The sequence below is a fragment of the Microbacterium sp. genome, from assembly GCF_036566905.1.
Classification (GTDB): domain Bacteria; phylum Actinomycetota; class Actinomycetes; order Actinomycetales; family Microbacteriaceae; genus Microbacterium.
Window position 1 is genome coordinate 22,142 of record NZ_DATCVK010000217.1, and the last position, 18,251, is coordinate 40,392.

At 72.0% G+C, this 18,251-nt stretch carries 16 protein-coding genes; 8 read left to right on the plus strand and 8 right to left on the minus strand.

Annotated elements, in window-relative coordinates; genetic code table 11:
• Positions 1 to 35 precede the first annotated feature (35 nt).
• Positions 36 to 1,979, plus strand: coding sequence for an anthranilate synthase family protein (locus tag VIP82_RS18650; RefSeq protein WP_331911361.1), 1,944 nt, complete (start codon positions 36 to 38; stop codon positions 1,977 to 1,979).
• 18 nt (positions 1,980 to 1,997) lie between these two features.
• Here the strand turns inward: VIP82_RS18650 and VIP82_RS18655 are convergent, their stop codons facing one another.
• The 3 genes from VIP82_RS18655 to VIP82_RS18665 all read right to left on the minus strand — a co-directional run bounded on the left by VIP82_RS18655 (position 1,998) and on the right by VIP82_RS18665 (position 5,101).
• Positions 1,998 to 3,329, minus strand: a complete 1,332-nt coding sequence (locus tag VIP82_RS18655) for an RNA polymerase sigma factor (RefSeq protein ID WP_331911363.1) — start codon at positions 3,327 to 3,329, stop codon at positions 1,998 to 2,000.
• Entirely contained in the window at positions 3,329 to 3,694 is a 366-nt protein-coding gene (locus VIP82_RS18660; protein WP_331911365.1) for a YciI family protein, read from the minus strand. The genes VIP82_RS18655 and VIP82_RS18660 overlap by 1 nt, the downstream gene beginning before the upstream one ends.
• Positions 3,695 to 3,805: 111 nt before the next feature.
• Positions 3,806 to 5,101, minus strand: coding sequence for a M50 family metallopeptidase (locus tag VIP82_RS18665; protein WP_331911367.1), 1,296 nt, complete (start codon positions 5,099 to 5,101; stop codon positions 3,806 to 3,808).
• 95 nt (positions 5,102 to 5,196) lie between these two features.
• Here VIP82_RS18665 and VIP82_RS18670 point away from each other — a divergent pair, with 95 nt between their 5' ends.
• The 3 genes from VIP82_RS18670 (at position 5,197) to VIP82_RS18680 (ending at position 8,443) form a co-directional block, all read left to right on the plus strand.
• On the plus strand, positions 5,197 to 5,760 hold the full coding sequence (locus tag VIP82_RS18670; protein ID WP_331911369.1) for a hypothetical protein: 564 nt from the start codon (positions 5,197 to 5,199) through the stop codon (positions 5,758 to 5,760).
• A gap of 138 nt (positions 5,761 to 5,898) precedes the next feature.
• On the plus strand, positions 5,899 to 6,618 hold the full coding sequence (locus VIP82_RS18675) for a YcnI family protein (RefSeq protein ID WP_331911371.1): 720 nt from the start codon (positions 5,899 to 5,901) through the stop codon (positions 6,616 to 6,618).
• Between the two features lie 160 nt (positions 6,619 to 6,778).
• A complete protein-coding gene (locus tag VIP82_RS18680) occupies positions 6,779 to 8,443 on the plus strand; it encodes a Mur ligase family protein (RefSeq protein WP_331911373.1) in 1,665 nt (554 codons plus the stop codon).
• A 24-nt stretch (positions 8,444 to 8,467) separates the two neighbouring features.
• On the opposite strand, the gene dxr is transcribed toward VIP82_RS18680, so the two are convergent.
• Both dxr and VIP82_RS18690 read right to left on the minus strand, forming a co-directional pair.
• Positions 8,468 to 9,559 (minus strand): 1-deoxy-D-xylulose-5-phosphate reductoisomerase, encoded by a 1,092-nt coding sequence (gene dxr / locus VIP82_RS18685; protein WP_331911375.1) that lies wholly within the window; start codon positions 9,557 to 9,559, stop codon positions 8,468 to 8,470.
• A gap of 37 nt (positions 9,560 to 9,596) precedes the next feature.
• Positions 9,597 to 10,571 (minus strand): FKBP-type peptidyl-prolyl cis-trans isomerase, encoded by a 975-nt coding sequence (locus VIP82_RS18690; RefSeq protein WP_331911377.1) that lies wholly within the window; start codon positions 10,569 to 10,571, stop codon positions 9,597 to 9,599.
• Between the two features lie 201 nt (positions 10,572 to 10,772).
• On the opposite strand from VIP82_RS18690, the gene VIP82_RS18695 reads away from it, so the two are divergent.
• Positions 10,773 to 11,474, plus strand: coding sequence for a lysophospholipid acyltransferase family protein (locus tag VIP82_RS18695; protein ID WP_331911391.1), 702 nt, complete (start codon positions 10,773 to 10,775; stop codon positions 11,472 to 11,474).
• Positions 11,475 to 11,533: 59 nt separating this feature from the next.
• Here the strand turns inward: VIP82_RS18695 and VIP82_RS18700 are convergent, their stop codons facing one another.
• Positions 11,534 to 12,010, minus strand: coding sequence for an OsmC family protein (locus VIP82_RS18700; protein ID WP_331911379.1), 477 nt, complete (start codon positions 12,008 to 12,010; stop codon positions 11,534 to 11,536).
• Between the two features lie 52 nt (positions 12,011 to 12,062).
• Between VIP82_RS18700 and VIP82_RS18705 the strand changes: the two genes are divergently transcribed.
• The 3 genes from VIP82_RS18705 (at position 12,063) to VIP82_RS18715 (ending at position 14,699) form a co-directional block, all read left to right on the plus strand.
• On the plus strand, positions 12,063 to 13,052 hold the full coding sequence (locus VIP82_RS18705; RefSeq protein WP_331911381.1) for an asparaginase: 990 nt from the start codon (positions 12,063 to 12,065) through the stop codon (positions 13,050 to 13,052).
• A 56-nt stretch (positions 13,053 to 13,108) separates the two neighbouring features.
• On the plus strand, positions 13,109 to 14,224 hold the full coding sequence (gene ald, locus VIP82_RS18710; protein WP_331911383.1) for an alanine dehydrogenase: 1,116 nt from the start codon (positions 13,109 to 13,111) through the stop codon (positions 14,222 to 14,224).
• Positions 14,225 to 14,318: 94 nt separating this feature from the next.
• Positions 14,319 to 14,699: a DUF5655 domain-containing protein gene (locus VIP82_RS18715; protein ID WP_331911385.1), complete on the plus strand. Its 381-nt coding sequence runs from the start codon at positions 14,319 to 14,321 to the stop codon at positions 14,697 to 14,699.
• A gap of 52 nt (positions 14,700 to 14,751) precedes the next feature.
• Here VIP82_RS18715 and VIP82_RS18720 read toward each other — a convergent pair whose 3' ends face one another.
• Together VIP82_RS18720 and VIP82_RS18725 are read right to left on the minus strand one after the other, a co-directional pair.
• Positions 14,752 to 16,317: an APC family permease gene (locus VIP82_RS18720; RefSeq protein ID WP_331911387.1), complete on the minus strand. Its 1,566-nt coding sequence runs from the start codon at positions 16,315 to 16,317 to the stop codon at positions 14,752 to 14,754.
• 9 nt (positions 16,318 to 16,326) lie between these two features.
• Positions 16,327 to 18,251 (minus strand): FtsK/SpoIIIE domain-containing protein (locus tag VIP82_RS18725; RefSeq protein WP_331911389.1); only part of this gene is annotated, 1,925 nt, incomplete at its 5' end.

Sequence of the window (18,251 nt, forward strand, 5' to 3'; positions counted from 1 at the left end):
AGGGATGCCTCCCCCACGACGAAAGAACCACAGCCATGACCGGGCCCGCCCACCCCTCGCTCCGCGAGATCGCCGACCGCGGCATCCCCTTCGCCCTCATCGCCCGCGACGAAGCGACCGTCGAACTGCTCACCGGCGACGTCGTCGACGTCGATCTGCTCGCCGACATCCCGCTGACAGACGCCTCGGGCACACCGCGCGAGGTGCTCGCGCTGGTGCCGTTCCGACAGGTGCGCGAGCGCGGCTTCGAGTGCCACGACGACGGCGCGCCGCTGCGCTGCCTCATCGTCCGCGAGCGGACCGCGCTCCCCCGCGACGAGGCGATGGCGCAGCTGCCGACCGAGCCCGTCGCGCTGGAGGACGCGGGTTTCGACATCGCCGACGAGGAGTACGCCGGCATCGTGCGGCGGGTGATCGCCGACGAGATCGGGCGCGGCGAAGGTGCCAACTTCGTCATCCGCCGCGACTTCACCGCAGGTGTGTCGACGGATGCCGTCACCGCCGCGCTCACGTGGTTCCGGGCACTCCTCGAGCACGAGCGTGGCGCCTACTGGACCTTCGCGGTCGTCACACCGGGCCACGTCGCCGTGGGCGCGAGCCCCGAGGCCCACGTCAGCGCCCGCGACGGCGTCGTGACGATGAACCCGATCTCGGGCACGTTCCGTCACCCCGCCGGCGGCGCGACCGCCGAGACGCTTACCGAGTTCCTCCGCTCGACGAAGGAGACCGAGGAGCTGTTCATGGTCGTCGACGAGGAGCTCAAGATGATGAGCGCCGTCTGCTCCGACGGCGGCCGCATCACCGGTCCGCACCTCAAGGAGATGTCGCGGCTCACGCACACCGAGTATGTGCTGCGGGGACGCAGCCGGCTGGATCCGCGGGACATCCTCCGCGAGACGATGTTCGCGCCGACCGTGACCGGCTCGCCCATGCAGAACGCCTGCACCGTCATCACCCGGCACGAGACCACGCCCCGGGGCTACTACTCGGGCGTGGCCGCTCTGTTCACCCCGCGCCTGACGCTCGCGGCGGGCGAGGCGACCCACGACCTGGACGCGCCCATCCTCATCCGCACCGCGTATCTGCAGGACGGCCGGCTGCGTGTCCCCGTCGGGGCGACGCTCGTGCGCCACTCGGACCCGTACGGCGAGGTCGGCGAGACGCATGGAAAGGCGGCCGGCGTGCTCGGTGCCATCGGCGCCGTGCCCCGTGACGCTGCCGCCGAGGCTGCCGTCGTCGCCGTGCCCGACGCCGACGTCATCGACGAGGACGCTCCCGCTCCCGCGCCCCGACGCCTCGCGGACGATCCGGCGATCGCCGAGTTGCTGACCTCCCGCAACGGACGCCTGGCGGAATTCTGGCTCAACCCGCAGGGCTCGGACGGGCCCGCACCGTTCGCCGGCCGGTCGGCGCTCGTCGTCGACGCCGAGGATCGCTTCACCACGATGCTCGCGCATCAGCTGCGCCATCTCGGGCTCGACGTGCGGATCGCGCCGTGGGACGAGGTGACCGACGCGCAGATCGACGACGCGGAACTCCTGGTGTCCGGACCCGGGCCCGGCGACCCGCGCGATGTGTCGAGTCCCCGCATCCGCCGCATGCGCGAGGTGGTCGCCCGACGACGAGAGACCGGGCGGCCGATCCTCGCCGTGTGCCTCAGCCACCAGATCCTCGCCGACACGTTCGGCATCGACCTCGCGCCGCTGGATGCGCCGCACCAAGGGCTGCAGAAGTCGGTCGACGTGTTCGGCATGCCGGCATCCATCGGCTTCTACAACACCTTCACGGCCCGCGTTCCGGCCGGCACCACGCGGGCCGGCGAGTCGGAGATCGCGGCGGACGCCGCGGGCGATGTCTACGCGCTGCGCGGACCCGGCTTCGCGTCGGTGCAGGGGCACCTGGAGTCGATCCTGTCGCGGGACGGCATGACCACGCTGCAGCGCCTGGTCGAGCAGGCTCTCACGCCGGTCGGCGCCTGACCTCCGGCACAGACTCCTTCAGCGGCCGGCGGACGCGTCCGCGCGGGCGGCGAGAAGGCGTCGCTCTGCCTGATTCGCCGTGAGCTCGAGCGCGCGGAGGTCCGCGGCGAGCGCCTCGTCGTCGCGGCCGAGGTCGCGCAGCAACGACGCCCGGACGGCGTGCCACAGGTGCGAACGTGCCAGCGGATCCGCAAGCCCGTCGACCTCGGCGAGCGCGACCGCAGCGCCCCCCACACGCGCCACTGCGACAGCGCGGTTGAGGCGCACCACCGGCGATCGGTCGTACGCGAGCAGCATGTCGTAGAGCGTCAGCACCTGCAGCCAGTCGGTCGACGCCGCATCCGCGGCATCCGCATGGCACGCCGCGATCGCCGCGTGCAGCTGCCAGCGTCCCGGACGGCGCAGTCGGGCCGCACGCTCCAGGGAGGCCCGGGCCTCGCCGAGTAGCGCCGCATCCCACCGGGACCTGTCCTGGTCGGCGAGTAGCACGAGCTCACCGTCCACCGAGCGCGCGGACTCGCGCGCACGGTGGAACTGCAGGAGAGCGAGGAGTCCCTGCGCCTCCGCGGCACGCGGCAGCGCCTCGGCGACCACCCGGGCGAGCCAGAGCGCGTCGTCGGCGAGGTCGCGGTCGGCCGTCGCATCCGCCCCCGCCACGAAGTGGGCCTCGCTGTACATCACCGAGACGACCGTCAGCACGAGGTCGAGCCGCGCGGCGGCATCCGCCCCTTCGGGAACCCGCAGCGGGATACCGCTCTCGGCGATCTTGCGCTTGGCGCGCGAGATGCGCTGCCCGGCGGTCGGTTCGGCCGAGAACGTGGCGCGGGCGATCTGCGCCGTCGTCAGTCCGCACACCGCGCGGAGGGTCAGCGCGAGCTGCGCGTCGGGCGCGAGCGCCGGGTGGCAGCAGCCGAACAGCAGCGGCAGCCGCTCATCGGCCGGTGCCCCTCCGACGCTGGCCACCGGAGCGAGCAGCGCGACCTTGTCTCGCAGCACGCGTTCCCGGCGCACGCGGTCCAGCGCGTTGTGCCGCGCCGCCTGCATGAGCCAGGCTCCGGGCTTGGGCGGGATCCCCCGGGCCCGCCATTCGCGCAGCGCCTCGACGACCGCCTCCGCGACCGCCTCCTCGGCGACGTCGAAGCTGCCGAACGACACGGTGAGCGCCGCGGTGATGCGTGCGGACTCCTCGCGCACGACCGCCGCGAGGAGGCGATCGGATGCCGCGGCGCGGCCGTACGACGGGCGCGGGGCGTCTGCACCCCGCCCGGCCGCGGCCTGGCCCCCGCGCCCGGATCTTCCGGGCGACGCGCCGGCGGCGCCTGGAGGAGGCGGGGGGACCGGCTCGGGCATCACTCGAACTGGCTGTAGTCGACGACCATCGGCCGGATCTCGACGGCGACTCCGGGGAATTCGAGCGAGGGCCAGGTCTTCACGAGCTCGATCGCCGCGTCGAGGTCGGCGACGTCGATGACGCTGAATCCCCCGACGACCTCCTTCGCCTCCGAGAACGGGCCGTCGGCGACGACGGGCCCGTCGTCGCCCGCCCGCACCGTCGTCGCGGTGCTGACGGGATGCAGCTCCGCCCCCGAGTCGTCGATCTTGTCGGCGTTCGTGCCGAACCACTCGTAGATCCGCCCGTAGACCTCCTGGCGGCGCTCCTCCGGCACCGCAGCGTCGAGCTCAGGTGTCGAGGTGAACATGATCACGTACTTCACGGTCGTCGTCCTTTCGTCAGTGGAACCGTTGCATCCCTACAGCGAACGGACAAGGCCGTTTTCGACACGACCGACGGAGATTCCTGGCGGACTGCGGCGACAGGCGCCGCGTCAGAACAGTGAGACCGGATTGAAGATGTCGGCGAGGATCAGCACAGCGCCCATCGCGATCAGCGCGATCACGACGACGAAGGTGATCGGCACGAGCTTGGTCGCATCCACGGGCTTCGGCGGCGGGCGGCGGAACAGTTTCGCCCACGCGCGCTTGAGACCATCCCACAGGGCGACCGCGACGTGTCCGCCGTCCAGCGGCAGCAGCGGGATGAGGTTGAAGACGAAGAGCGCGATGTTGAGCGACGCGAGCAGCGAGAGGTAGCCGGCGACGCGGTTGAGGACCGGCGAATCCGCGGCGGCGACCTCGCCCGACAGGCGCCCGGCCCCGACGATGCTGAGCGGCCCGTTCGGATCGCGCTCGGCGCCGGTGACGAGGTCCACACCCGTCTGCCACACCTTCGCCGGCAGCTGCCAGATGATGCCTGCGACGGCGCCGACGTTCTGCACGGCCATCTGGGGTCCCGCCCAGATCGGCTGCGTGACGTACTCGACGGACGGGCCGATGCCGACGAAGCCGACCTCCTCGGTCGTCGTCGTGCCGTCGGCGGTGGTCACCTCGTCCTCGATCGTCGCCGGCGTGACCTGGATGCTCTGCTCGGCGCCGTCGCGCTCGACCACGAACGTCAGCTGCTCGCCGGGCGAGGAGCGGATGATGGCGGACGCCTCGTCGAAGTCGCTGACCGGCTGCCCGTCGATCGAGACGATCGTGTCGCCGGGCTGGACGCCCGCCGCTTCTGCGGGGGCTGCGGGCGCGGACGCCGCGCATTCGGTCGAGCTCGTCGTCGGCACGCACTCCGACAGTCGGGCGACGGTGGTCGTCGCGGTCTGCACGCCGATGCCGGTGAGGAGGATCGCGAACAGCACCATCGCGAACAGGAGGTTCATGACCGGGCCGCCCAGCATCACGACGATGCGCTTCCAGACCGGCAGCCGGTAGAAGACGTGCGCATCGTCGTCGCCGTGCAGCGTCTCGTCGTTGGCGTCGCGAGCGTCCTGCACCATCGTGGCGAAGAACCCGCCTGCGGCACGTCCGCCCCGGGTCGCGGCCTGAGGAGACGGCGGATACATGCCGGCCATCGAGATGTAGCCGCCGATCGGGAACGCCTTGACGCCGTACTCGGTCCCGCGCATGCGCCGCGACCAGAGCGTCGGCCCGAATCCGATCATGTACTGGCCGACGCGCACGCCGAACTTCTTCGCCGGCCACAGGTGGCCGAGCTCGTGCAGCGCGATCGAGACGGCGAGGCCCACGACCATGAGCACGACACCGACGACGAACGCGAGGATCTCCACACGCTCACGGTACCCGCGCGATGCTTTGAGTTGGGTGTGACGGTGTGTTCGGGCGACGCCTCACGCCTCCCGTAGGCTCGACCCGAGGAGGAGCCGTGACCCCACGCCACGTGCGCGCGCTGCGCGGCACCACCGCGGCATGGGTCGCGACCGTCGTCGCCGCCACGGCTCACACGCTCGCGGGTGGCGGGGCTCCCTCCCCTGCCCTGGTCGTCGCCGTCGGCATCCTCGCGTCGCCCTTCGCGGTGGGCCTCATCGGGCGCCGCCTGTCCGCGTGGCGGATGGGCGCCACCGTGCTCGCGAGCCAGGCGCTGTTCCACGTGGCGTTCGCTCTGACGGCCGACGCCGACCCCGCGGCGCTGCACGGGCATCACGTGACGCACCTGGGCGGCCATCTCAGCGCCGTCGTACTCCCCGACGCCCCTATGCTCGCCGCCCACGTGCTCGCCGCGTTCGCCACGGTCGTCGCGCTGCACAGCGGAGAGCGGATGCTGCGCGCGCTGGGCCGCGGCATCCGCTCGGTGTTCACGCGCGCCCGCGGCATCGCCCCACGTGCGCCGATGCCGCGGCTCGTCACGCCGCAGACGCGTCCGTTCGGCGGCACGCTGCGCATCGTCCTCTCGGACGCCTCCCGGCGGGGACCTCCCGCCTTCGTCTGAGCGGCGCATCGAGCGCCGCGCCCGTCGCCGGCCGCGCCCGATGCGTGCGCCGGGTCCTCTCGCGTACGCGCATCCACCGCGTACCGCCGGTCGGCCGTTCGCGCCGATCACCCCGACGACAGACGAAAGCACACACCTATGAACGCGTTCACCCACATGTCCCCCACCCGCCGCCTCGTGATCGGCGCCACCGCCGGACTCGCCCTCGCCCTCGCCGCGCCGCTCGCCGCGTCCGCCCACGTGCACGTGACCCCTGAGGCCGCCGCGGCCGGCGGCACCGAGACGCTCACCTTCTCGTTCTCGCACGGCTGCGACGGCTCGCCCACGACCGCGCTCGCCGTCGACATCCCCGAGGGCGTCGGCAACGCGACACCCGTCGTGCAGGGCGGCTGGACCATCACGCGCGACCTCGGCGCCGACGGCGTGCCGACGCGCGTCGTCTACACCCCCGACACCCCCGTCGAGGACGGGCTCAAGGCGACCGTCTCGATGGATGTGCTCTTCACCGAGGCGGCCGCCGGCACCACCCTCGCCTTCCCCGTCACCCAGACCTGCGCCGAGGGCGAGACGGCGTGGACGCAGATCGCCGAGGACGGCGAGGATCCGCACGACCTGGACGCGCCGGCGCCGCTCGTCGAAGTGGGCGCCGTCGCGGACGACCCCGATGCGGGGCATGCGGCCGGGGCCGAAGGTGCGGACCACACCACCCACGAGAGCGCCGACGCCGCCGCCGACACCGAGGAGGCGGCATCCGGCACGTCCGCCGACCCGGTCGCACGCTGGCTCGCCGCGGGCGGACTCGTCGCGGGAATCGCCGCACTCGCGGTCGTGCTCGTGCGCGGGCGCCGCAAGGCCTGAGCCGCTCCGCGTGTCCCGGTCGCCGAGCGTGGACATCCTGCTCGGCGACCGGGGCGCCGGGCGCGTCGGACGACGGTGACGAGCCCGCCGCGGGGACTGCCGGCGCCCGTGTCCTGCGTCGCGGGCGAGGGCACGGGCGCCGTGCGAAGATGGATGCGCCATGCCGACCGACGCGCCTTCGAACCTGCCCCCGGTACTCCGCCCCGACGCGCCGCCGACCCACTCCCTCGCGGACCTCGCGGCGCGCTTCGCCGTCGACGTCCGCGGCGACGTCGCCGGCGCCACCCTCACGGGCGTCACCCTCGCGACCGCCGATCTCCGGCCCGGTGACGTGTTCGTCGCGGTGCAGGGCGTCAACCGCCACGGCGCCGAATTCGCCGCGACGGCGGCCGAGAAAGGCGCCGTCGCCGTGGTGACGGATGCCGCCGGAGCCGACGTCGCCGCCGCGAGCGGGCTGCCCGTCGTGCTGGTCGACAACCCGCGCGCGCTCCTCGGCGAGCTGTCGGCGTGGGTGTACAGCACCGGTCGCGACGACGATCTCCCGACGCTCTTCGGAACCACGGGCACCAACGGCAAGACCAGCGTGTCGCACCTGCTCGAGGGCATCCTCGGCCAGCTCGGTGTGACGACCGGGCTGTCGTCGACCGCCGAACGGCACATCGCCGGACAGGTCGTCGTCTCGCGGCTGACGACGCCCGAGGCCTACGAGATGCACGCGCTCCTCGCCCTGATGCGCGAACGGGGCGTCGAAGCCGTCGCCGTCGAGGTGAGCGCGCAGGCGCTCAGCCGCCGCCGCGTCGACGGCATCGTGTTCGACGTCGCCGGCTTCACCAACCTCACCCACGACCACCTCGACGACTACGCCGACATGCGCGAGTACTTCGAGGCGAAGCTGCCGCTGTTCCGTCCGGACCGCGCGCGCCGCGCCGTCGTCTGCATCGACTCCGATCCCGGCGCCGAGGTCGTCGCGCGCAGCGAGGTGCCCACCGTCACGGTGGGCACGCCCGCGCTCGCCTCGGATCCGGATGCCGCGGCCGCCGCCGACTGGGTCGTCGACATCCTCGACGAGCGCCCGGTCGGCACCGAGTTCCGTCTCACCGCCCGGGACGGGCGCACGCTGACGACACTCGTCCCCGTGATCGGGCGGCACATGGCCGCCAACGCCGGCCTCGCGATCGTCATGATCCTCGAGGGCGGCTACGCGTGGGAGCGTCTGGTCGAGGCGCTCGACGGCGGGCGCATCGACGCCTACCTGCCCGGGCGCACCGAGCTCGTCTCGGGCGAGACGGGGCCGGCCGTCTACGTGGACTTCGGTCACTCCCCCGATGCGTTCGAGAAGACCCTGGCCGCGGTGCGCCGGGTGACACCGGGCAGGGTCGTCATGCTGTTCGGCGCCGACGGCGACCGCGACGCCACCAAGCGGCACGACATGGGGCGCACCGGCGTCGAGGGCAGCGACATCCTCGTCATCACCGACCACCACCCGCGCCACGAGGACCCCGACTCGATCCGGGCCACCCTCGTCGAGGGCGCACGCCGGGCGCAGCCGGATGCCGAGATCCACGAGTTCTCCCCGCCGGAGCGCGCGATCATCGAGGCCGTCGCGCTCGTCGGCGACGGCGACGCGATCCTCTGGGCCGGTCCCGGGCACCAGGACTATCGCGACATCCGCGGTGTCCGCACGCCGTACTCGGCGCGCGAGCTCGCCCGCCGGGCCCTGCGCGAAGCCGGCTGGCCCGTGCCCGAGCCGCACTGGGCGGTGCCGTACCCGGAGGACGAGACTCCGGCATCCGACCCGCTGCGGCCGGTGTATCCCGAGGCCTGAGCACCCGGGGCCCGCGCCCTCCGGTCAGGATGCGGATGCCGCGGCGATCGCCTTGTCGGCCGCGCGGCGCGCCCACTCCTCGGCGTCGGCCAGCGCAGCGCGCGTGAGCGCGTCGGGCGCGTCGTGCGCATCGACCACGCGGGCGATGACGTCGATGATCCCCAGGAAGCTCAGGCGGCCCTCGTGGAAGGCGTCGACGGCCTGCTCGTTCGCGGCGTTGAACACCGCCGGGTATGTCCCGCCCGCGCGGCCGACCTGCTTGGCGAGCCGCACCGCGGGGAAGGCGGCATCGTCGAGCGGCTCGAACGTCCACGACGTCGCGGTCGTCCAGTCCAGGGGACGCCCGACACCGGCGATGCGATTCGGCCAGTCGAGCCCGAGCGAGATCGGCAGGCGCATGTCGGGCGGCGATGCCTGCGCGATCGTCGACCCGTCGACGAACTCGACCATCGAGTGGACGATCGACTGGGGGTGCACGACGACGTCGATCTCGGCGTAGGGCACACCGAAGAGCAGATGCGCCTCGATCACCTCGAGGCCCTTGTTGACGAGCGTCGCCGAGTTCGTGGTGACTACTCGCCCCATGTCCCACGTGGGATGTGCGAGCGCCTCGGCCGGCGTGACACTTTCGAGGGACTCCCGGCTGCGCCCGCGGAACGGGCCGCCGGATGCCGTCAGCACGAGCCGACGCACCTCGTCGCGCTCTCCCGACCGAAGTGCCTGCGCGATCGCCGAATGCTCCGAGTCCACCGGCACGATCTGCCCGGGACGTGCGATCGCGGTGACCAGATCGCCGCCGACGATCAGGGACTCCTTGTTCGCGAGCGCCAGCGTGCGGCCCGTCTCGAGGGCCGCGAGTGTCGGGCCGAGCCCGACGGAGCCGGTGATGCCGTTGAGCACGACGTCGGCCTCGACGTCGCGCACGAGCTGCTCGGCCTCGACGGCGCCGAGCGCCGTGCTCTCGACGCCGAACTCGGCGGCCTGCGCCTCGAGGGCGGCGCGATCGGAGCCCGCTGCGAGCCCCACCACCTCGAACCGCCGCGGGTTGGCCCGCACGACGTCGAGCGCCTGCGTGCCGATGGAGCCGGTCGAGCCGAGGATCAGGACGCGCCGCATCCGGCCAGCCTAGCGGCGGGCCGGATGCGGCCGCGTGCTACTGGGCGGCAGCGGCGCGCTGCACGCCCAGGATGTCGACGACGAAGACGAGCGTCTCGCCCGTGAGGTCCTGGTCGTTGATCTCACCCTCGCCGTACCCGAACGCCGGGGGGATGACCACGAGCATCTGCGAACCCACCGTCTGGCCCTCCAGCGCCTGCTGGAAGCCCGCGACGACGCCGGTCGTCTGGAAGGCGGCGGGCTGGCCGCGGTCCCAGCTGGAGTCGAAGACCGAGCCGTCCGACCACTTCACGCCGGTGTACTGCACGAACACGGTGTCACCCGAGGCGACGACGGGACCGTCGCCCTTCTTCAGCGCGGTGAGCTGCACCTCGGTCGGCGCGTCGGTGTCGGGGATGGTGATCGTCGGGGCGCCGTCGTCATCGAACTCGACGGTCGGCATCCCGTCCACCGGGTCCTGCTCGGTGCCGGTGGCGCTGGTGGGGATCAAGTCGGTGGTCTCCGCGACGACGACGACCGGGGACGCACCCTCGCCGAAGGCAGAGCCCGGGATCGTCATCGCGACCGTCGAACCGAGCGGCAAGCATTCGAGCGTCGCGACGAACAGCGAGTAATTCTGGGGATCCATGAGGATCGGCACCTCGCCGGAATCGTCGGGCGACGTCTCGGACGAGTCCTGCAGCAGTTCGCCGGTGGACCCGTCGTAGACGGTGTAGAAGCCGCTGACGAGATCGCCCGACACGACATCATCGCCGTCGCCTTCCGTCACGACCGTGCGCTGGACGTCTTCGAAGGCGAGCGAGTCGGGAACCGTCGCGGCGAGGTCGGTGCCGCTGCCGGTCACCTGGATGGCGTCGGAGTCGTCGCCGGGCTTGGCGTCGAGAAGGCACTCGGACGCGGCGGACGACGAGGGCGTGGGGCTGGCGTCGGGTTCGGCCGAGCCGGAGCAGCCGGCCAGCAGGAGTACCGACATCGCGGCGACGGACAGGGCGGCGAGCGGGCGAATGCGCACGGAACAACCTCGAGACATGGGAAGGGAAGCCTCCATCTTTTCGCATCTTTGCTCTGTTCGCGCTGAGAAAGGGCTATGCCGATACCGGAATGCAATCGGGAGTACCCTCGACGGGTGACTTCCGACCTCGTGCCCGGCGCCGACCACACCGCCGACGAGACGGTGGAAACGACCGACGCTCCGGCCGCACCGGCTCGTCGCATGGGCTTCACCTACGCCGTCGGACGCCAGATCATCCGGCCCCTCGCGCGCGTGATCTATCGTCCGCGCGTGGAGGGCAAGGCGAACGTCCCGAAGTCCGGACCGGTCATCTTCGCGAGCAACCATCTGTCGTTCATCGACTCGATCGCGATCCCCGTGGCCGCTCCCCGTCCCGTTCACTTCCTGGCGAAGGCGAGCTACTTCGACAGCCCCGCATCCCGCTGGTTCTTCACCGCGATCGGGGCCATCCCGGTCCAGCGCGGCGCCGGACAGGCAGCGCTCGACGCCCTCGATCAGCAGCGCACGCTGCTCGAGGAGGGCAGCGCCGTCGCGCTGTACCCCGAGGGCACCCGCTCGCTCGACGGCCGCCTGTACAAGGGCCGGACGGGCGTCGCGTTCCTCGCGCTGCAGACCGGTGCCCCCGTCGTGCCCGTGGGTCTGATCGGCACCGACGACGTGATGCCCGTCGGCGCCAAGAGGCCCTCGCTCACGCACCGTGTCACCGTCAAGTTCGGCGAGCCCCTTGATCTCGCGCATCACGGCCCGGCGTCATCGGGCAAGGCGCGTCGGCTCGCCACCGACGAGATCATGGCCGCGATCCACGCCCTGTCGGGTCAGGAGCTCGCGAACGCCTACAACGAGGTGCCGGCGCAGAACACGATCGACCGCATCAAGCAGGTCCTCCCCCACGAGCGTCGCTGACGCCGCCAGGCTCCGCGTCCTCCTTCCCCGTCGTCACGAGATGGACGTCAGGGGCGGACTCAGGAAGGAGCGACGATGACCGTCGGCTCGTGGCGCACGGGGAAGTTCACCGAGTTCGCGATGAAGCACCACTCCCGCGCCTGTGCGTGCGCAGCGGCCGCGGCATCCGTCATCGACGGGTCCGCGACGGTCACGCGCGGTCGGAGCACGACCTCGCGGAAGGCACCGCCGCCGCGCCCGTCCTCGACCATGAGTCCGGATGCCTCGTCCTCGTAGCCGACGACCACGACGCCCGCCTGCACGCACGCGTGAAGATACGACAGCAGATGGCACTCGCTGAGGGCTGAGAGCAGCATGTCCTCGGGATTCCACCGTGACGGATCGCCGCGGAACGGCTTGTCGGACGACGCCAGCAGCGCGGGCTTGCCGTCGATCTCGAGCGTCACGGCCCGGTCGTAGTCCCGGTAGCCGGAGGTGCCGGTGCCACGATCACCTGTCCACGTGGTCCGGACGGAGTATCGATGCTCGCCCCACATGAGCACAGTCTGTCATGCGAGGCGACCCGCGCCGCGGCGGTAGGCTGTCGGGGTGCCGCAGACCTTCGCCGCAGCCGACGCCGTCGAACTCGCCGTTGTCGAACGCAGCGGATTCGTCGAGTCGCGGCACGCCGGCATCGCCCTCGTGCTCGCCGCCGACGGCACGATCGCCGAGAAGCTGGGCGATCCGTCGTCGCTGATCCTCCCCCGTTCCAGTCTCAAGCCGCTCCAGGCGCTGGCCTGCCTCTCCGCGGGTGCGCCCCTCGAGGGCGAGCGGCTCGCGCTGGCGACGGCGAGCCATGCCGGCACCGACCGTCACGTCGCCGTCGTCCGCGACATCCTCTCCCTCGCCCAGCTCGGCGAGGAGGACCTCGGGTGTCCGGCCGCCTGGCCGAGTGACACCGCGACCCGCGACGAGATGGTGCGCGAACTCGGCCAGCCCGCGCGCATCCGCATGAACTGCTCGGGCAAGCACGCGACGATGCTCCTCACCAGCGTCGTCAACGGCTGGGACACGGAGGGCTACCTCGCGCCCGAGCATCCGGTGCAGATCCTCATCCGCGAGACGGTCGAGCGGCTGATCGGCGAGAAGACCGCCGCGACCGCCGTCGACGGCTGCGGCGCTCCGGTCTACGCCATGACGCTCTTCGGGCTGGCCCGCGCCATCCATCGCATCGGCAACTCGTCGACCACCTCTCCGTTCGCGTTGCACCGCAGCGCCGGCGCGCTCGTCGGGGCGGTGCGTGCCGACCCGTGGACAATCGACGGTCCCGGCCGGGCCGACACGATCGTCATCGAGCGGCTCGGCGTGTTCGCCAAAGGCGGCGCCGAGGGAGTCATGGTCATGGTCGCCCCCAACGGCACCACGGTGGCGCTCAAGATGCTCGACGGCAGCGGCCGGGCTGCAACCGCCGTGGCACTGCGCCTGCTGGAGCGCCACGGTGCGCTCGCGCCGTCCGATGTCGCAGACACGCTGTCGAAGCTTCCGCTCGCCGTCACCGGCGGCGGGCAGGACGTCGGGGCCATCCGCCCCGCCTTCTAGAGGCGCTCCCACAAGGAGCCCGAGCGCTCCAATGGCGGAGCGGAAAGGATCACACGATGCGGATCAGCGTCCCCACCGAGGTGAAGAACAACGAGTACCGGGTGGCCCTCACTCCTGCGGGAGTGCACGACCTCGTGGCGTCCGGCCATGAGGTCTTCGTTCAGCGCGGCGCGGGCGAGGGTTCGTCGATGCCGGATGCCGAGTACGAGGCCGCCGGGGCGGTGCTGCTCGACGACGCCGCGGAGGTGTGGGCGCGCGCCGAGCTGCTCCTGAAGGTGAAGGAGCCCATCGCGAGCGAGTACGGCTACTTCCGCGACGACCTCGTGCTCTTCACCTACCTGCATCTCGCCGCCGACCGTCCCCTGACCGAGCGCCTGGTGGCGGACGGCGTGACGGCGATCGCCTACGAGACTGTTCAGCTCGCGGGCGGTGGGCTCCCGCTCCTCGCGCCCATGAGCGAGGTCGCCGGGCGGCTCGCGCCGACCGTCGGCGCCGCCACCCTGATGCGGTCCGCGGGCGGACTGGGCCTGCTGATGTCGGGCGTCCCGGGCACGCGACCGGCGACGGTGACCGTGATCGGCGGTGGTGTCGCCGGTGCGAACGCCGCAGTGATCGCGGTCGGCATGGGTGCCGACGTCACCGTCTTCGACACCAACGTGCAGCGGCTCCGATACCTCGACGACCACTTCCAGGGGCGCGTGAAGACGGCGGCCTCCAACCCGCTCGATCTCGACCGCGCGGTCGTCTCGTCGGACCTCGTCATCGGATCCGTGCTGATTCCGGGCGCGAAGGCCCCGAAGCTCGTCACGAACGACATGGTGGCGCGCATGCGTCCGGGCTCGGTGCTCGTCGACATCGCGGTCGACCAGGGCGGCTGCTTCGAAGACACGCACCCGACGACGCACGCCGACCCCACGTTCCCGGTGCACGGGAGCATCTTCTACTGCGTCGCCAACATGCCCGGCGCCGTACCGAACACGTCGACCTCGGCGCTCACGAACGCCACGCTCCCCTACATCCGCCAGATCGTGCGGCACGGATGGCAGCAGGCGCTCCGATCGGATCCCGCCCTCGCTGCGGGCCTCAACACCATGGGCGGGCGCATCGTGAACGCGGGCGTCGCGACCGCGCACGATCTCGAGCTCGCACCGCTGGACGCCGCGCTGGTCTGAGCGAGGTCACCGAAGCCCCGGGTGCCTCGCACCCGGGGCTTCGGGCATGCGCGTGAGGGCTGCGGATGTCGGCCCGGCGCGCGACACTGGTGCCGTGACGGACGAACGCGAATGGACGGTGGCGGACCACCTTCAGGACGCCGATCCCGACGCCGTGCGACTGTGGCATCGCATCGACGAGCTCATCAGGTCATTCGGCCCGGTGACGCACGCGGTGGCGAAGACGACGATCACCTTCCGCGGACCGCGGCGAGGGTTCGCCGGCGCCCGGCCAGTCCGCACAGGCGTGCGCGGGTACTTCGACCTCATGCGCGAACTGCCACCCGACCCGCGGATTCTCGGCGTCTCGCCGTACGGCCGCCGCCTCTTCGTGCACCAGTTCCGCCTCGCCGACGAGAGCGAGTTCGACGAGACCGTCGCGTCGTGGCTGCGGGAGGCGTACGAGGTGGGCTGCGGAGCGCACCTCGGGCGGTGACGACGGCGGGACCGCGTCGGGAGTCAGCGGCGTCGGCGTGCCGCGCCGGAGCTCAGGCGAGGCCGCCGTCGATCGACCGGGAGTAGTCGGCGGGGTCTTCGGGCACGAGCACCTCGGTGTCGCGGTTGAGGCTCTCGCCGCGGAAGAACGCCTTCGAGCGCGGGAACGCGAACCACAGGAACATGAGCAGCACACCGAACGCGAGGGCGCCGATGCCCAGGACGAAGGTGCCGCCGATCCCGAGGAGGACGGTGTAGCCGTAGTCGACGTCGTACATGTCGATCGCCGATTGCACGAACGCGTACGTCAGCATGAGCGCGCCCAGCAGCGGGAACAGGAACCGGTAGAAGAAGTTCCTCGCCGATGTGAACAGCTCGCGGCGGAAGTACCAGACGCAGGCGTAGCCGGTGATCGCGTAGTAGAACGCGATGGCGAGCCCGAGCGAGAGGATCGAGTCCTGCAGGATGTTGTCGCTGATCAGCGTCATCCCGACGTAGTAGACGGACGCGACGATGCCCATGACGAGCGTGGAGAACGATGGCGTCTTGTAGCGCGGGTGCACCGAGGCGAACCGCCGGGGCAGCGCCTTGTACGCCGCCATCGCCAGCGTTCCGCGGGCGGTCGGCAGGATCGTCGTCTGCGTCGACGAGATCGCCGAGATCATGACCGCGACCACCAGCACCCAGCCGAGGGGGCCGAGCAGCCCGTCCTTGATCGCGAGGAAGAAGTCGTCGGCGTTGGCCTCGTTGCCGAGGCCCGTGCCTTCGCTGCCGAGACCGGCGTACATCATCGCCGCGACGGTGACCCCGACGTAGGTGACCAACAGGATGACGGTGGTCAGCAGCGCCGCGCGGCCGGGGATGCGCTTGGGGTCCTTGGTCTCCTCGTTGAGCGCGAGGCACGTGTCCCAGCCCCAGTAGATGAAGAGGGCGAGCAGGATCGACTCGACGAATCCGCCCCATTCGGTGAACGCGAACGGGTTGAACCACGACCAGTCGAACGGGGTCGGGTCGGGGGCGGTGCCCGCGAAGAAGTGCCACAGCGCGGCGACGACGAAGATCGCCAGCGCGAGGTACTGGATGCCGAGCAGGATGTTCTGGATCCGCTCGCCGATCTCGACCCCGCGCCAGCTCACCCAGGTCATCGCCGCGATGAAGACGACGCCGGTCGCCGTGACGAGCGGGACGTTGTCCGAGAGCAGGGCGTCCTCGGGGCTGCGCATGATCCCGTCGATGAGCGCCCAGAAGTAGATGCCGGCGATCTGGGCGAGGTTCGCGAGCACGACCATGCCGGCGACGGCGACGCCCCACCCGCCCATCCAGCCCACCCACGGGCCGAAGGCCTTGGTGCCCCAGGTGAACGTCGTGCCGCAGTCGGGCACGTCATTGTTGAGTTCGCGGTAGGCGAAGGCGATGAACAGCATCGGGATGAAGGCGATGACGAACGCGATGGGCGCCTGCGCCCCCACCGCGAGGACGACGAACCCGAGGGTCGCCACCAGGGAGTAGACCGGCGCGGTGGACGCGAGGCCGATGACGGTGGAGCCCCACAGCCCCAGCGTGCCGGCGGCGAGCCCTTTGCCCTCGGGCCGTTGCAGATCGATCGGGGTTGTAGCCACAGAGCGACGCTATGGCGTGCGGGAAGGGTCGGTCAATACACCGGTCCGACGGTTCGGCCGGACATCTCCGACGGGAAGGACAATGCGGACGGGGTCCGCCCCGCAAGCGATGAGCCACGCACGCCCGGCTCCCGGCTCGCAGTACGGCGGCACCCCGCGGAAGCCGGCCAGCACGCGCAGCTCAGGTGCGCACGACGTGTCGACGACCAGGTCGTGGTCGCCGCGCACGTCCGCCAGCAGACGCCAGTGCCGCTGCCAGTCGTCGGGCTCCCCCACGAGCACGACGCGCCCCTCTGCCGTGGCCGTGGGATCGCCCACGTAGTCGTCGACCTCGCGCACGCGCACACCCTGGTCCTCCCACGCGGCGAGGGCCCGCCGACCGGCCGGCGACCGGCGGGCGACGACACCGGTGAGCCGCGCCGTGGGCATCCACGATGCGTCCGCCGGGTGCGGCGGCGCCGGCGTGGTCGGCGCCAGGGCGACTTGCACCGCGCGCCCGTCGAGACGCCCCCGACCGGGAGGCACCGAGGGGTCGAACGCCGACGGATCGCCGCCGGCCGCCGCGTGGTCGAGGCGAGTGGGATACGGCAGCACGAGTCGCCGTGCGAACAGCTCGGCGACCCTCGACACCGGACCGGTCATGCGATGCGCGCCCGCCACGACGAGGACTCCGGCGCCCGCGGCACGGCGGACGATGCTCTCCACACGCTCGAGGACGGCGTGCGCGTATTCCGGGGGCAGGCGTAGCGTCACCGCGTCCAGGTCGTCGATGAGCACGGCGGCGCCCGCCGGTGGCAGCGCGTCGTGGAGAGCGGCGACGGCATCCCACATGAGCTCTGGGTGCGCCGGCACGCGCACGGTCGACTCGCGCGCCTGCGCCGCGATGACCTCCAGCACGTTGGAGACGCCGCTCCCCAGCCCGCCGAGCACGAGGATCCCCCGATCGGCGGGGCCGATGCTCACCACCGGTTGCCGCTGACGATCCGGCTCGTCGGCCAGTCCGAGGAGCGCGACTCCCGTGGCCGGCGCGCTGTGATCGGCGATCGCACGGGCGGCGAGCTCCTCGATCGACAGCCGAATGGGCAGCTCCGGCAGCCAGGGGCGGCTGGGCGGCCGGTGGCCGGTCCGCAGCGCGGCGGCCGCGACGTCGTCGGCACCGGAGAGTGCGATCCGCACCTGCTGGGGCGCCGTGTCGCCGGCGCGACGGAGGAGCGCGATCCCCCGGCCCGCGCCATCGCCGGGGAGCCGAGCGGCGTCGTCTGTGCCGAGCAGCGTGCGGCTGTCGGCGGGATCGGTCACACGCAGGCTCACCCGCAGCGGGCAGTTCGCGAGCAGGTTGTCGCGGATCACGCCCGCTGCCCGCTGCGTGCCCAGGATGAGGTGGATGCCGAGCGCCCGGCCCCGGGCCGCGATGTCGGCGAAGAGCCCGTGCAGTTCGGGATGATCCGCCAGCAGCGCGGCGAACTCGTCGACGACCACGACGAGACGCGGGAGCCGCACGCGCGGATCCCCGACGTCGCGGGCCCCGGCCGTCGCGATGGCCGCCTCGCGGCGTCGGAGTTCGGCTCGGAGGCTCTCGATGGCGCGCCGTGCACCCGAGCCGTCGAGATCGGTGATCACGCCGGTGACGTGTGGCACGCCCGCGAGGCCGTCGAAGGCGGTGCCGCCCTTGAAGTCCGCGAGCAGGAACGTCACCTCGTCTGTGCTCCGCGTCGCGCACAGCGCGAGGATCCACGTGATGAGCAGCTCGCTCTTGCCCGCCCCTGTCACGCCCGCGACCACGGCGTGGGGTCCGTCGGCCACGAGATCGACGACGGCGGTCTGCCCGCCGGACACGCCGATCGCCGCGGGCAGCCCTCTCGTCGTCGCCGGCACCGCTGCCAGCAGCGGCGCCAGCGCGAGGGGCTCGCCGCCCTCGCGCAGCAGGCCGAGAC